Annotated in this window: 13 protein-coding genes; 9 read left to right on the forward strand and 4 right to left on the reverse strand. The window is 55.9% G+C overall.

All coding sequences use genetic code 11. The features are described from left to right. Nucleotides 1-108 precede the first annotated feature (108 nt). Nucleotides 109-2,430 (reverse strand): LPS assembly protein LptD, encoded by a 2,322-nt coding sequence (gene lptD, locus K0H80_RS04465; protein ID WP_220073237.1) that lies wholly within the window; start codon nt 2,428-2,430, stop codon nt 109-111. 156 nt (nt 2,431-2,586) lie between these two features. On the opposite strand from lptD, the gene K0H80_RS04470 reads away from it, so the two are divergent. Genes K0H80_RS04470 through K0H80_RS04490 form a run of 5 tightly spaced genes read left to right on the forward strand, consistent with a single transcriptional unit; the run spans nt 2,587 to nt 6,779 of the window. Beyond that, complete coding sequence (locus K0H80_RS04470) at nt 2,587-3,627, forward strand: aminoglycoside phosphotransferase family protein (RefSeq protein ID WP_220073238.1); 1,041 nt, start codon at nt 2,587-2,589, stop codon at nt 3,625-3,627. Continuing rightward, complete coding sequence (gene murU / locus K0H80_RS04475) at nt 3,624-4,325, forward strand: N-acetylmuramate alpha-1-phosphate uridylyltransferase MurU (RefSeq protein WP_220073239.1); 702 nt, start codon at nt 3,624-3,626, stop codon at nt 4,323-4,325. The genes K0H80_RS04470 and murU overlap by 4 nt, the downstream gene beginning before the upstream one ends. Before the next feature lie 51 nt (nt 4,326-4,376). Then, nucleotides 4,377-5,153, forward strand: a complete 777-nt coding sequence (gene djlA / locus K0H80_RS04480; protein WP_220073240.1) for a co-chaperone DjlA — start codon at nt 4,377-4,379, stop codon at nt 5,151-5,153. Nucleotides 5,154-5,175: 22 nt separating this feature from the next. Beyond that, nucleotides 5,176-5,805 (forward strand): outer membrane beta-barrel protein, encoded by a 630-nt coding sequence (locus K0H80_RS04485; protein WP_220073241.1) that lies wholly within the window; start codon nt 5,176-5,178, stop codon nt 5,803-5,805. 20 nt (nt 5,806-5,825) lie between these two features. Beyond that, the gene (locus tag K0H80_RS04490) at nt 5,826-6,779 is read left to right on the forward strand and encodes a D-2-hydroxyacid dehydrogenase (protein ID WP_220073242.1); all 954 of its coding nucleotides are present in this window, start codon (nt 5,826-5,828) and stop codon (nt 6,777-6,779) included. 83 nt (nt 6,780-6,862) lie between these two features. Here K0H80_RS04490 and purT read toward each other — a convergent pair whose 3' ends face one another. Then, nucleotides 6,863-8,041 carry a formate-dependent phosphoribosylglycinamide formyltransferase gene (gene purT / locus K0H80_RS04495; protein WP_220073243.1) on the reverse strand — a complete coding sequence of 393 codons (1,179 nt, stop codon included), beginning with the start codon at nt 8,039-8,041 and terminating at the stop codon, nt 6,863-6,865. A 267-nt stretch (nt 8,042-8,308) separates the two neighbouring features. Between purT and K0H80_RS04500 the strand changes: the two genes are divergently transcribed. Further along, nucleotides 8,309-8,698, forward strand: a complete 390-nt coding sequence (locus K0H80_RS04500) for a DUF3302 domain-containing protein (RefSeq protein ID WP_220073244.1) — start codon at nt 8,309-8,311, stop codon at nt 8,696-8,698. A 1-nt stretch (nt 8,699) separates the two neighbouring features. Then, nucleotides 8,700-9,836, forward strand: a complete 1,137-nt coding sequence (locus K0H80_RS04505; protein ID WP_220073245.1) for an HlyD family secretion protein — start codon at nt 8,700-8,702, stop codon at nt 9,834-9,836. 114 nt (nt 9,837-9,950) lie between these two features. On the opposite strand, the gene K0H80_RS19775 is transcribed toward K0H80_RS04505, so the two are convergent. Next, complete coding sequence (locus K0H80_RS19775) at nt 9,951-11,264, reverse strand: methyl-accepting chemotaxis protein (protein WP_220073246.1); 1,314 nt, start codon at nt 11,262-11,264, stop codon at nt 9,951-9,953. Between the two features lie 310 nt (nt 11,265-11,574). On the opposite strand from K0H80_RS19775, the gene K0H80_RS04515 reads away from it, so the two are divergent. Beyond that, nucleotides 11,575-13,044 (forward strand): AAA family ATPase, encoded by a 1,470-nt coding sequence (locus tag K0H80_RS04515; protein ID WP_220073247.1) that lies wholly within the window; start codon nt 11,575-11,577, stop codon nt 13,042-13,044. A 12-nt stretch (nt 13,045-13,056) separates the two neighbouring features. Here K0H80_RS04515 and K0H80_RS04520 read toward each other — a convergent pair whose 3' ends face one another. Beyond that, the gene (locus K0H80_RS04520; RefSeq protein ID WP_220073248.1) at nt 13,057-13,596 is read right to left on the reverse strand and encodes a DUF4136 domain-containing protein; all 540 of its coding nucleotides are present in this window, start codon (nt 13,594-13,596) and stop codon (nt 13,057-13,059) included. Nucleotides 13,597-13,787: 191 nt separating this feature from the next. Between K0H80_RS04520 and K0H80_RS04525 the strand changes: the two genes are divergently transcribed. Further along, entirely contained in the window at nt 13,788-14,060 is a 273-nt protein-coding gene (locus K0H80_RS04525) for a DUF1289 domain-containing protein (RefSeq protein ID WP_011864699.1), read from the forward strand. Nucleotides 14,061-14,067: the final 7 nt, after the last annotated feature.

Genomic DNA, 14,067 nt, shown 5'->3' on the forward strand with positions numbered 1-14,067 from the left:
TATTCAGGTCGGTCGACACAGGTGTCGACCGAGTATCTAATTCGACTATTCTGATTGGACTACAAGTCCGTATCTAGGTTCAGCGCAAAGCCGATTAAAATATCAAAACTAGTTCTTCAGGTAGAGCGGCTTGCGATAGTTAAACAGGCCATCGTTAAGCATGTCCGATACCCCAAGCGGGCCGGAGCCACCTAATCCCTTGATCACAAAGTTCAGGTAGAAGCCGCTTTCGAACAGCTCCCTGTCGTTGAACGTGGGATCCAGGTTGTCCACATAGTTGGTTTTTATGCGGTAATGATAACTTAAGCGCACCGCCCAGCAACAAGATTCGTATTGAAATCCTGTGTAGGTCTCGACGCTACGTTTCTCATTGAGATCGTAATACCAGTTGCCCACGATATACCAGTTGTCGTTGATCGGCCAAGCCGTACGCAAGCCTGTTTGCGACACATTAACAGATTCGTTGGTGTTGCTGTTAACTAAATCGGGCACATAACGGTAGCTGAGCTGCAACAGCTTGTTGACTCCGGGGCGGAAATCCAGGGTGACCTCACTCTTCTTGTTGTTCTTGTTTTTGGTGTCATATTGAATGGCGCCGCTCAAGAACCAATCGCTGTAGAGCTGGGTGTTGAGCTCCGCTGCCAGCACTGAGTTTGAGGTATTTTCCTGCTTAAAGATCTCGTTGGGACGGGAAGGATCTGTAATGCCAACCTTGCTGTCCTCGAAATAGTAGATCTGACCCAGACTGAACTTGAAGCGCTCAAGGTTATGGTCGTCAAACAGACGGGTGGTCAAACCCAGTGTCATCTGGTTGGCGTCGGCGATACGGTCCAGACCCGAGAAGCGGCGATCCCTGAAGAGGCCGTAGTAGTCTTCCTGCAGCAGCGCAGTGTCATAGATGCCTATGTTGGACTGATCTTCATAGCCGACATACAGGTACTGGAACTGTGGCTCCAGGGTCTGACGGTAGTTGGCGTCGAAGTAGTCGGTGAAACGCTCGAAATTAATCTGACCGTGGATACGCACCTGGGGCAGGGTACGGCTTACCGAGCTGTCCAGCGGCTCAGTGCCTGTGTAGTTCTTGGTGTCCTGCCAATAGTTGGTCTGCAGCAGCTTAAGCTCACTGGTCAGCGATCCGGCTGGCCCGTGGATCGGTAGTGAGACACTGGGCTCGAAGTGCAGGCGGCTGGCGGTGGCATATTGATCTTCTTTATGGCGGAAGTTACTGGCTTCCCCCATGAGGTTGAAGTCAAGGCCTTGCCAGAAACCTGGGGCGCGATAGTTAAAGCCTATCTGCGGCATCACCTGGTAGGGAGACTCTTCTTCACCCAATACCTTGATATCCTGCACCCGGGCTGACATGTCCCAGTTATCTTCGAAATAGGCGATTTCGCCTATGCGAGAGAGCTGGTTGTCGGTGGCGCGCAGCACGTCTGAGGGCAGATCGTTAAAGTAGTTGTTGTCCGATACATCGGTAAAGTTGGCCAGTACCCGCCAGTTGTCGGCGATGGCCCCCTGATGCTCCCAGTGGTAGAGGTAACGGTCGGCGCGGTTGGGCACCAGATCGTCATTGCTCAGGTATTCCACATTCAACTGCCCCTGCTGGGCCTCGCCGGCGAGATAGCGAAATTCCGACTTTAGGAACAGGCCGCGGGCCGACATATAGTGCGGAGTAAAGGTGAGATCATACTCTGGCGCTATATTCCAGTAGTAGGGGGTCGCAACCTCGACACCATTGGTGGTGCTGGTGCTGAAATAGGGGAACAGGAAGCCTGACTTACGCTTCTCCGACACGGGAATGGTCATGTAGGGCAGATAGAAGACGGGCACATCGCCTATCTTGAGCTTGGCATCCCAAAGCTCCCCCCACTCTTCGCTGCTGTCTATCTTGATGGTTTCGGCCTCAAGCAGCCAAGAGCTATCGCCCGGCGGACAGGTCGTGAAGTTGGTGTTCGACAGGTGCAGGTTGTTGTCTTGGGTGATCTCCAGGTTTTCCGCTTCGCCGTGGATCTGCTGACCGTGGAGCCAATATTGGGCACCCTTAAGTTGGGCGCTGTTGCTGCGCATCTCGGCGCTGAGAGAGTCGGCCGTGACGGTAAACATATTGTCCTGGAACACCAGGTTGCCGTTGGCATCCAGGCGCTCGTTAGCCTGATCCAGTACCGCGCTGTCGGCGGCGATATGGCGGCCGCCTTGGCTGAATGTCACATCTCCCTGGAAACTGGCCTTATCACCCATCTTAGCTGCCGATGAGTCGGAAACGATCTTAATCTGCTGCAGATCTAGGGGACGTTCGTCTGTGCTGGGCTCAGGAATAGGAACAGGCGGGAGCACCAGACACTGGGCACCGGGCGCGGGAGTGGTTTCCGATTCGTCTGCCAAGACTAGCTGCGGGAGTAGCGCCAATGCCAATAAGTAACGGATATGCATCTTTTATCGTTTTTGTGATTTCTTAGTCTAGACAAGTTATCGGTGAGAATAGTTGCATCCCCCTTGGGAAGCAACTTAGCAAAAGAGATAGAATCATCTTAATTGCTGTTTCTATTTTGCTTTATAATAAAGCAATTTTCTTCTAAGAGCCATGAGGTGCCCTTGTCAGATCCAAGATTTCTTGCCCTTAATTCATGGATAGCGCGAACTTTAGGCGATGAGGCGCGAGTCGCCTTAATTTCCGGTGACGCAAGTTTTCGCAGCTACTATCGTGTCCAGTATCTAAGCCAGACGTTTATTGCCATGGACTCGCCGCCGGATCTGGTGCCCGTCGCCCCTTTTATCGCCCTCGCAAACGCCTATCATGACTATGGCATACTGGCACCTGAGGTTAAGGCCGCCGACCTATCCCAAGGCTTTCTGCTGCTCTCGGATCTCGGTGATACCCAGCTGCTTGAGGTGCTCACACTAGACAATGTCGGGCATTATTATGGCAAGGCACTTGGGCTGCTCGATAAGCTGCAGACCATCACCTCGGCGGCGGGGCAGCCCTTGCCCGATTATGACGACGCCTTCGTGCTGCGAGAGCTGAATATTTTCGTCGAGTGGCTGCTCGAACATCATCTTAAGCTGAGGCTAAATAGCCAGACCCGGCAGATAATCGATAATTGTTTCGACCTGCTTATCGATAACGTCGCCGAGCAGCCCAAGGTGGGCATGCACAGGGACTATCACAGCCGCAATCTCATGTTGTGTGATGACGAGCTGGCGGTGATCGACTTTCAAGATGCTGTCTTAGGTCCCATCACCTATGACGTCGTCTCCTTGCTGCGCGACTGCTATGTGCGCTGGCCGCTCGACGTGGTCGAGCCCTTGCTTGAGCAGCACTATAATCAGATGCGCGCCCTGGGCCGCCTAGGCGATGAAGTGAACTTGAGCCAGTATCGCCGTTGGTTCGATCTCATGGGGATGCAGCGCCACCTCAAGGCCGCGGGGATCTTCTGCCGCCTCAACTATCGCGACGCCAAGCCGGGCTACCTTAAAGATATTCCCCTGACTCTAAGTTATGTGTGCGACATAGGCGCGCAATATCCTGAGTTTGAGCCGTTTGTTGCCTGGTTAAGGCGTGAGGTGATGCCGCAGATAACGAGCGACAAGCTGTCACAACTGGCAAGCAAGACGGAGGCGCTGAGATGAAGGCCATGATACTCGCCGCCGGGCGCGGTGAACGCCTGCGCCCCCTGACCGACACCCTGCCTAAACCGCTGGCAGAAGTCGCGGGCAAGCCGCTCATCGTCTATCACATAGAGCGTCTCGCAACCCTTGGCATCACAGAGATAGTGATTAATCACGCCTGGCTGGGCCACAAGCTCGAGGCCAGTCTGGGAGATGGCAGCGCCTGGGGCGTGAACATCAGCTACAGCCCAGAAACAGAGGCACTCGAGACGGGCGGCGGTATCAAGCAGGCCTTGCCTCTGCTTGGGGATGAGCCTTTTCTGGTGCTCAATGGCGATGTCTATATCGACAGCTTGCCAAGCGTTAAGGGGATGGCGCTGGATGCCGCGCTCAATACGGCAAAGATTGCCGAGCTGATGAGCGAGCATGAGGCCTACCTCTGGTTGGTGGATAACCCTAAGCAGCATCCAGAGGGCGATTTTGCCCTGAGGGATGGCAAGGTGAATGACGAGGACGAGCCTAAGCTGACTTTTTCCGGCATGGCCATCTATCATCCGCGTTTTTTCGCTGGTGCCCCTAGTGGCCGTTTTGGCCTGGCGCCTATGTTAAGAGCCAAGATGCAGCAGGGGCTGATCGGCGGTGAGCATTACCCGCATCTGTGGTGCGACGTGGGCACACTGGAAAGGCTTGAGTCACTGGACGCCGAGTTAAGGGCCTAGTATCAAAGACTAAGGTTTTAGATGAAAGGTTGTTAGATAAAGGGTTGTTAGATGAAGATTTGGGGTAAGTTTTTCGGTTTTGCCATAGGTTTCATGTTTGGCCGCATCATAGGCGGACTCATAGGTCTCTGGCTCGGCCACCTCTATGACAAGAAGCGTGGCGAGGTGGAACAGTTGATGGGTAAGGGCAGCGATCGCCAGGCGCTGTTCTTCAATACCGCCTTTGCCGTGATGGGCCACGTGGCCAAGGCCTCGGGCCAGGTGACAGAACATGATATTCGCTTGGCGACGGCGCTGATGGATCAGATGCGTCTGAGTGGCGATGCCCGCCGCGAGGCCCAGGCAGCCTTTACCCAGGGCAAGGCCGCCGATTTCGACCTTAAGGCATCGCTGCGCACCTTCAGATTGATCTCCATGGGGCGGCGGGAGCTGCTGCAGATGTTTCTGGAGATCCAGATCCAAACCGCCCTGTCGGACGCCAAGCTAGATGCCAAAGAACATGCCATACTCTTAACCGTGGCGCAGGAGCTGGGCTTTAGCCGCGAGCAACTCGACGAGCTGCTCAAGCGCTGGCAGGCGGAAGTGAACTTCCAGCGCCATGGCCGTCAACAGACCTCCATCAAGGATGCCTACGAGGTATTGGGTCTGGATGAGCAGGCCTCGGATCAGCAGGTGAAGCGTGCCTACCGTAAGTTGATGAACGAGCACCACCCCGACAAGCTGGTCGCCAAGGGGTTACCCGCCGAGATGATGGAGCTGGCCAAACAGAAGGCGCAGGATATTCAGGCCGCCTACGACAGGGTAAAGCAAGACCGCGCCATGAGATGATTATCTAACAAAGGAGAGGGCGATGAAGCGAACAAGGCTGATCTTATTGACAGGACTCTTAGCATGGATGGCGGCCCAGTCTGTTTGGGCAGAGTCGGATATTTACGTCGCCCCCTTCGGTGGCTACAGCTTCGGCGCCAGTGATCTCGATGCCACCGATATAGATACTAATACCCAGGGTAGTATCAGCATCAAGGATTCGAGCCACTATGGCATCATATTGGGGATGAAGACCCGGGATCCCGGCGATGTTTACCTGCTTTACAGCCATCAGAGCACAGATATGCATGCCGCCGGCATGTTCAACCCCAACCGTTTGGCAAAGCTTGAGCTGGATTACGTCCACCTGGGCGGCTCGCTCTATTTCCCCAAGGGCAATCTGCGTCCCTATGTTACCGTCAGTGTCGGCATGACACAGATGCGCCCGTCGGGGGATTTCTCCGATGAGTCACGCTTCTCAATGGGAATTGGTGGCGGGGTGGAGTACCTGCTCGGCGATAACTTCAGCTTGTTTGCCGATGGCCGCGGCTATGCCACCTTTATCAATAGCGATAATGCGCTGTTTTGCGATGCCAACCGTTGTATCTGGAATATCCGCGCCGATGTCATGTGGCAGGGCCAGGTGAACGCCGGATTTAAATACACCTTTTAACCCTTAAGAGAGCAGTCTTAATGAAGATAGTGGTACTCGATGGTTACACCCTCAACCCTGGTGATCTCGACTGGCAGCCCTTCGCGGCGCTGGGCGAGTTTCACTGCTATGACAGAACCTCCCCGGCCGAACTCCTGGATCGTGCTCAGGGGGCCCAGGTGCTGCTGACCAATAAGACAGTGCTCGACGCCGATGCGCTCAGGGCGCTGCCAGATCTTGAGTATATCGGCGTGCTCGCCACTGGCACCAATGTGGTGGACCTCAATGCCGCCAGCGAGCTTGGGATCAAGGTGACCAATGTGCCTGGCTATGGCCCGGATGCGGTAGCCCAGATGGTGTTTGCCCATATTCTTCATCACACCCAGCGTTTGTCGGATCATCACAACGCCGTGGTGGCCGGGGCCTGGTCTCAGGCGCCAGATTTCTGCTTTACCCTGGCGCCGCTACAATCCCTCAAGGGTAAGACGCTGGGTCTGGTAGGATTTGGCGATATAGGTCGGCAGGTGGCTAATATTGCCAAGGCATTTCAGATGCGGGTGCTGGTCAACACGCCTTCTATTAAGCACGACCTCCCAGAAGGTGTCAGCTGGTGCGAGCGTGAGGCGCTCTTTGCCTGCGCCGATATCATCTCACTGCACTGTCCGCTAACGTCGGACACCGAGAAGTTGATTAATCGAGAGCGGCTCAGTGCCATGAAGCCAAACGCCATCTTGATCAACACGGCCAGAGGCGGTTTGGTGGATGAGCAGGCACTGGCCGATGCCCTGGCACAGGGGGAGATTGCCGCCGCCGGGGTGGATGTGCTCTCTAGCGAGCCGCCTCAGGCTGACAATCCGCTGCTGAGCGCACCTCATATCAGCATCAGCCCGCATAACTCCTGGGCGACCAGGGAGGCGCGCCAGCAACTGCTGACGATAGCGGTCGATAACCTCAAGGGCTATCTGGCGGGTCAGCCGGTGAACCTGGTGAATTAAGTTCTGATAAGACTTTAATCTAGATAGACAAAGGGCGCCTGATTCATGAGAAGAGGCGCCCTTTTTGTCATAGTTTTGCCGGATTAATCCAGAATCACCTCGACCTGTTTAGCCACGTTAAGCGCTTTGTCGATCGCCTCATCGATGGTATTGCCTCGGGCCAGGCCGACACCGAGACGGCGGCGACCGTCGATATCCGGCTTGCCGAACAGGCGTAGCTGAGTGTTGGGCTCAACGAGTGCCTGTGCCATCCCCTGATAGCCTATGTTGTGGCTGCTGCCTTCTGCCAGGATCACCGCCGAGGCCGATGGGCCGTGCTGCACTATGTTGGCGATCGGCAGGCCTAAGATGGCGCGCACATGCAGGGCGAACTCAGACAGATCTTGGCTGATGAGTGTCACCAGGCCGGTATCGTGGGGGCGAGGTGACACCTCTGAGAAGTAGACCTCTTCTCCCTTGATAAACAGCTCGACGCCGAACAGACCATAGCCGCCCAGTGCCTCGACCACCTTGCGGCCAATCTCCTGCGCCTTGGCGAGCACGGCATCAGACATGACCTGGGGCTGCCAGGACTCGCGGTAGTCACCGTCTTCCTGACGGTGGCCTATGGGGTCGCAGAAGTTGATGCCATTGACGGCGCTGACGGTGAGCAGGGTGATCTCATAGTCGAAGGGTACGAAGCCTTCGACTATCACCCGGCCACCACCGGCGCGGCCACCTTCCTGGGCATAACGCCATGCCGCGAGGATCTGCTCCTCGCTACGTATTATGCTCTGGCCTTTACCCGACGAGCTCATCACAGGCTTGATGACGCAGGGCAGACCTATGTCGGCGATAGCTTGCTCAAATTCTGCCTGGGTGTCACAGAAGAAATAGGGTGAGGTGGGCAGCCCCAGCGTCTCGGCGGCCAGGCGGCGTATGCCCTCGCGATCCATGGTGAGCTGGGCGGCCTTGGCCGTTGGGATCACCTTAAGGCCTTTTGCCTCCATCTCAACCAGGGTCTGGGTGGCGATCGCTTCAATCTCGGGGATCACCAGATGAGGTTGTTCCTGCTCTATGATGGCGCGCAGGGCCTCGCCGTCCAGCATGTTGATCACATGAAATCTGTGACTGACCTGCATCGCTGGGGCGTTGGGATAGCGGTCGACGCCTATCACTTCGACCCCCAGACGTTGTAATTCGATGGCAACTTCTTTGCCGAGTTCGCCGCAGCCAAGCAGCATGGCGCGCAGCGCGCCGCGTGAATAGGGTGTGCCTATCATGGTGTGGGTACCTTTTTATCTTGAGTGGGTCGTTCGCCCAACTTAGGTTATTTGGCGATTATCTTACCCCGTCCACTGGAATAAGCAGACCCTTTGCGCCGACAAGTGTGTACTGGATCAAGATTCTGACGCGAATTAGAAAAGAAATATCAGCAATTTATGACTAGTATAGTTAAAGTAATGTTGCGAGGTTTACCCGTTTGCGCCAGTCTCAATGGGGTGGTGCGCCGCCTGTTAAATGGATTAAATAAGAGTAAGGAGCGAGCCGTGTTTCTGGATTACTTTGCGTTAGGCGTCATCATTTTTGTCGCCGTTTTCCTGTTTTATGGGGTGATCGTCATCCACGATATTCCCTATGAGATAGCCAAGAAGCGTAATCATCCCCAGCAAGATGCCCTGCATGTTGCCGGTTGGGTGAGCCTGTTTACCCTGCATGCCATCTGGCCCTTTCTGTGGATCTGGGCGACCCTGTATCGCGAAGACAGGGGCTGGGGGTTCAACAAGGTGGTCGAGCGCGAGCTGGCGCTGGAAGATGAGGTGAAACAGCTCAATCAGACCATAGCCCAGCTTGAGCAGCGACTCACAGCTATCGAAGGCGGACAAAAGGCCCTGCATGTGGTCGAGATGCCGTCCAACGATCAAGAGAAGGAGTCATAAGATGGATCTGCTACTCATTCTGACCTATACCGCCATCTGCATCGCCATCTTTAAGATCTTCAAGATACCCTTAAACAAATGGACTGTGCCCACGGCGATTCTCGGCGGCATAGTGATCGTCGGCGCCCTGGTGCTATTGATGAACTACAACCATCCTTATACCCCCTATGCCCGTCAGGTGTTTGCGACCGTGCCCATTAACCCTGCGGTGCGCGGCCTGGTGACTAGTGTCGAGGCGAAACCCAATGTGCCCCTGAAGAAAGGGGACGTGCTGTTTCGTATCGATCCCGCCCCCTTCGAGGCGGTGGTGATGCAGAAGCGCGCGGCACTGGCGGCGGCCGAGCTGGAGGTGCCTCAGCTAGAGGCGGCCTGGCAGACGGCTCAGGCCAGTGTGGAGCGCGCTACGGCGGACAGAGACCGCACTAAGTCGGCGTTCGAGCGGTATGAGAAGGGACGCAAGCGCGGCGGGGCCAATTCGCCCTTCACCGAGCTTGAGCTGGATAACAAGCGTCAACTCTACATGGCCTCAGAGGCGCAGCTCACCGCGGCGCGTTCCGAGGAGTTGAGAGTCAGGCTCGCCTATGAGTCTAATGTCGATGGCGTCAACACCAAGGTGGCCGGGATTAGGGCCGAGCTGGACAAGGCGCTGTACGATCTCGAGCACACCGTAGTGCGGGCTCCGGCCGATGGCATAGTGACTCAGATGGCACTGCGCCCCGGGGTGATTGCCGTGCCTATGCCGCTGCGCTCTCTGGTGAGCTTTATTCCCGATGAGGATCGCTACTTTGCCGGCGCCTTCTGGCAAAACTCTCTGCTACGACTCAAGGAGGGAGATGAAGCCGAGATGATCTTAGACGCCGCGCCGGGTCAGGTGTTTAAGGGGCGGGTGGCCAAGGTGCTGCCTGCCATGGCCGAGGGCGAGTTTCAGTCTCAGGGGGCGCTCATCTCCTCCATGGCGCTGCTGCCTAGGGGGCGCGCTATCGTCTTGATAGAGCTCGATGATCACGAGGCAAAACGTAATTTCCCCGCCGGGGTATCGGGTCAGGCGGCCGTCTATACCGAGCATTTCTCCCACGTGGCGGTAATGCGTAAGGTGTTGCTGCGCATGCAGGGTTGGTTGAACTACCTGTTCCATTAAGCCTTACTTGCTAGATTATAAATCGTCATTAAAAGGCCCCATGGTGGGCCTTTTGTTTTACTGGTGCTTTGTTTTCTTGGGCTTAGCTATCAATTCAATGTAAATCGTAAGAGATTAGTCTTTGCTGACCAGGCCATTGACGGTATCTGCTACCTGCTGCGCCCCGCGGCGGATCTCGTCGATCAAGGCCTGGGTGGCCGCCAGCTGTTGATTGGAGAGGGAGACCTTCTGCTGAATCGACTGCATCCCCTGCTCAGACACTTGGGTCAGCTCGCTGTTGCGGGCGACGATGCGCTCGATATCCTGGGTGGCATTGGAGGTGTTGGCGGCGAGATTGCGTACCTCGTCGGCGACCACGGCGAAACCACGGCCCTGTTCGCCGGCGCGGGCGGCCTCGATGGCGGCGTTCAGCGCCAGTAGGTTAGTCTGATCTGCTACCTTGGCGATGGTGTGCACTATCTGGCTGATCTGCTGTGACTGCTGCGCCAGTTCGCCCATCAGCCTTGTGGCATCGGCCACCGCACCATCGATCTCATTGGCCAGGCTGGTGGCGGCGCTCAGGGTGCTCGCCCCTTGGCCAGTGATCTCTACGGTTTCGACGGCGCTTTGATGGGCGAGTTGCGATGCCTCCTGCACCGCCTGCTGATGCAAGATGCGCGGGGTGATGTCGCTGGCCAGTTTAACTACCCGTACGATCCGGCCTGCATCATCGAACACCGGGTTATAGGTAGCCTCTAACCAGATGGCATGCCCCTGTCTGGTGACGCGCTCAAACAGGCCGGATTGAAAACGCCCCTTGGCGAGATCGGCCCAGAAGTCGGGGTGCTGGCGCATGAAGGCCTCGGTGCAGAAGAGGCGGTGGTGTTGCCCCTTTAATTGCTCGAGCGAGTAGCCCATGGCGCTACAAAAGTTGGCATTGGCGTTGATGATCTCCCCTTGCGGGGTAAACTCGATATAAGCAAGAGACTTATTTAAGGCATCGAATATCGCTTCTTGCCGCTCTGCCTGCAGTTTCTCCTGGGTAACGTCGCTGGCGATCTTGACCACTTTGGTGATGCACCCTGTGTCGTCGGCAACCGGCACATAGGTGGCCTCTATCCAGATTGGTGAGCCATCCTTGTGTTGGCGCTGAAAGGTGCCGTGATTGGCCTCGCCCCTGGCGAGGTTTTGCCAGAAGGTGCGATAGGCGGCGCTGCTGGCCAGTGACGGGCTGCAGAGCAGCCTATGGTGCTGGCCCTGTATCTCCTCCAGCCTATAGCCGATGGCGGAGAGAAATTGCTGATTGGCCGATAAAATTTTCCCCTCTATGGTGAACTCGATAAAAGGCGCGCTCTGGCGAATCGCCCTAAGCATCTGACTATCATCGCACAGGGCCTGATAATCCTCGTCCTGTGGGACTAGCGCTTTTTTTCGATTAAAACCAAACATCTGAACACCTTTGTATTGCGGTACATAGATTAACAAGGAACCAATCGGCAACAAGGGGCTGATAATTATTTTGTTGCCAACCAATTACCTAGGACTATAGCCTGAATTGATACGCTTAGAGACATTTTGCCATGTCGATCTGTCTATACGCCAGTAACTCTTCTCGGGATCAGTCTGGGGGCGAAATGTGCCATCAGATACCGATGAGATTGAATTTCCCCGGCTTGTGGGGTATCAATAGCTGATGCCGTCCCCAGGCCGATTAAGCGAGTATAGCGCCTGGCGACCCACTATTTTTCTAAGGATGATTATGCAAGATATCAGGGATCTCACCGCCGTCCTGCGCTCAAACACCCCCATAGTGGTGATCGAAACCTATGAAGAGTACCGGGTAATCGAGCTGCTAAAGCGGGTGTCGACCATCTTGTATCAGCCGCTGTTCACCTGGAGCATCACCCAGGGGCTGACTCGCGCCGATGTGAAGATGGGGACCCAGAAGTTCAACACAGATCCCACGGAGATCCTGGGGCAGATTAAGTCCACCAGTCAGCAGGGGATCTATGTGTTGTGTGACTTTCATCCCTTCGTCGACAACGCCCCCAAGAATGTGCGCCTGCTCAAGGAGATCGCGCTGGAGTATGAGGCGCTGAAACATACCATAGTCCTGGTGAGCCATGCCTTCGACATTCCGCCCGAGATCAAACGCTACTGCGCCCATTTCTCCATCTCGCTGCCAGACACGGCGCAGCTGCAGAACCTCATCTACGAGCAGATAGACAGGGCCCGTGCCGATGGCTTATTGCAGAGTGTCGACGAAGATGCGGTGATCAAGCTGGCGGAGAACCTCAGGGGGCTGACCTTCGACGATGCCCGTCGCCTGGCCCACAAGGCGATAGTGGATGACGGCGCGATCACCCACTCGGATGTCGACAGGATCAACCAGGGCAAGTTTAAGCTGCTGGATATGGAGGGGGTATTGCAATTCGAATATGACACCAGCGACTTCTCTCAGGTGGCCGGCCTGCATAACCTCAAGAAATGGCTGTCTCAGCGCAGCCCTGCATCGAGTGCGGAGGGGCGGGTCGATCATCCCAAGGGGATTCTGCTGCTGGGGGTACAGGGCAGCGGCAAGAGCCTGGCGGCCAAGGCGGTGGCGGGCATGTGGCAGCGGCCCCTGCTGCGTCTGGATATGTCGGCGTTGTATAACAAGTATATCGGCGAGACAGAGAAGAATCTGCGCAACGCCCTGGCACTGGCCGACCTCATGGCCCCCTGTGTCTTGTGGATCGACGAGATAGAGAAGGGGCTCAGCAGCGGCAGCAGCGATGATGGCACCTCTAAGCGGATACTCGGCGCGCTTCTCACCTGGATGGCCGAGCGTAAATCTGAGGTGTTTCTGGTGGCCACGGCCAACGACATCAGCGCCTTGCCACCGGAGCTGATGCGTAAGGGCAGGATGGATGAGATCTTCTTCGTGGATCTGCCCGACGATAGCGTGCGCCAGGCGATCTTCCTGATCCATCTGCAGCGGCGTCAGTTGGACCCGCTCAACTTCGATCTGGCCAAGCTGTCACAGGCCAGTCAAGGCTTCTCCGGCGCCGAGATAGAGCAGGCGATCATCTCGGCCCGGTACACCGCGCGGGCACTGGATCAGAACGTGTCACAGCAGCTGCTGTTGGGTGAGTTGATGAAGACGCGGCCCTTGTCCGTGGTGATGCGGGAAAAGCTGGCCGCGCTGCGTGATTGGGCAAAGGGGCGCACGGTAAACGCCCATCAATAGCACCCGGGGTGATTATTGGGCCATAGGGGGAAACTGAGAGAGAATCTTGTTCACGGTTTCCCGGGTCTCTTTGGCCTTCTTCTCGCCGCCGTCATCGTAATCAAACTTGTCGCTGCCGCGCCAGATCAGCTTGTTGCTGGCGCTGTCGACGATATCTATCTGGATGATCTGCATCTTGGCGCTGTCGCTACCCAGAGGCACGCCGACGCTGGTGCCCACACCGACGCCGCCAGAGCTGCCCCAGCTGCCTGTGCCTAGCCCGATTGAGAGGCCAGAGCTCTTAGGCTTGTCCACCACCTTAAAGCCATAGGTCACCATAAACTGGGACTGGTCGGCGACCTGACTGTAGCCGCGCTGTGTCAGGCTGTCGACGATGGCACTATCGATTCGCTCAGTGCTGAGGGGATCGCCGATATTGGCCGGTCTCTGTAGGGTGAAACGCTTGAGCGAATCAAAATCATACTGAGTATCGTAATCTGTGGTGGGTTTGCTGGCACAGGCGCCCAGCAGCAAGGCGGCGATTGTGAGGATGAGCAGGCGTAGTGAGTTCATGGGGCTTCCTGTGAAATAATCATAAATTCAGCTATCAGCTTATTTATACTAGAGTTTTTAGTTTAGCGATATGAATAAAGTTTAGCCAGTTACCGAGAATTAGGTTATGTTTTAACTATAGGCTCATTTAGCGTCCCCTTATGTGAGCCCGAATTCAAGATGACATAGATAATTAGGTGTGGCTAGCCCCCATGGAACAGTTAGAGTTTTTCGAGATCCCCAGTCCCTGTATCGGTGTCTGTCAGACAGACGCCAGGGGCTATTGCAAGGGCTGTCTGCGTAGCAGAGACGAGCGCTTCAACTGGCTGAACTTCTCCGACGCCCAGAAAAATGAGGTGATCCGCCTGTGTAAGCAGCGCCATCGCCGTCGTCGCCTGGCCCTGTTAAAGGCGAAGAAGACGGCTATCCTGGAGGAGCGTGCCGCCGCGACCCAATCGCTGGACTTCGACATAGATGCCGAATGATCTCGGC

This window comes from Shewanella aegiceratis (genome assembly GCF_019457495.1).
In the GTDB taxonomy this organism is placed as follows: Bacteria; Pseudomonadota; Gammaproteobacteria; order Enterobacterales; family Shewanellaceae; genus Shewanella; species Shewanella loihica.

Coding starts and splice junctions, on each gene's coding strand:
- lptD (WP_220073237.1), bottom strand. CDS start 2,430: ATGCATATCCGTTACTTATTGGCATTGGCGCTACTCCCGCAGCTAGTC.
- murU (WP_220073239.1), top strand. CDS start 3,624: ATGAAGGCCATGATACTCGCCGCCGGGCGCGGTGAACGCCTGCGCCCC.
- djlA (WP_220073240.1), top strand. CDS start 4,377: ATGAAGATTTGGGGTAAGTTTTTCGGTTTTGCCATAGGTTTCATGTTT.
- K0H80_RS04485 (WP_220073241.1), top strand. CDS start 5,176: ATGAAGCGAACAAGGCTGATCTTATTGACAGGACTCTTAGCATGGATG.
- K0H80_RS04490 (WP_220073242.1), top strand. CDS start 5,826: ATGAAGATAGTGGTACTCGATGGTTACACCCTCAACCCTGGTGATCTC.
- purT (WP_220073243.1), bottom strand. CDS start 8,041: ATGATAGGCACACCCTATTCACGCGGCGCGCTGCGCGCCATGCTGCTT.
- K0H80_RS04505 (WP_220073245.1), top strand. CDS start 8,700: ATGGATCTGCTACTCATTCTGACCTATACCGCCATCTGCATCGCCATC.
- K0H80_RS19775 (WP_220073246.1), bottom strand. CDS start 11,264: ATGTTTGGTTTTAATCGAAAAAAAGCGCTAGTCCCACAGGACGAGGAT.
- K0H80_RS04515 (WP_220073247.1), top strand. CDS start 11,575: ATGCAAGATATCAGGGATCTCACCGCCGTCCTGCGCTCAAACACCCCC.
- K0H80_RS04520 (WP_220073248.1), bottom strand. CDS start 13,596: ATGAACTCACTACGCCTGCTCATCCTCACAATCGCCGCCTTGCTGCTG.
- K0H80_RS04525 (WP_011864699.1), top strand. CDS start 13,788: ATGGAACAGTTAGAGTTTTTCGAGATCCCCAGTCCCTGTATCGGTGTC.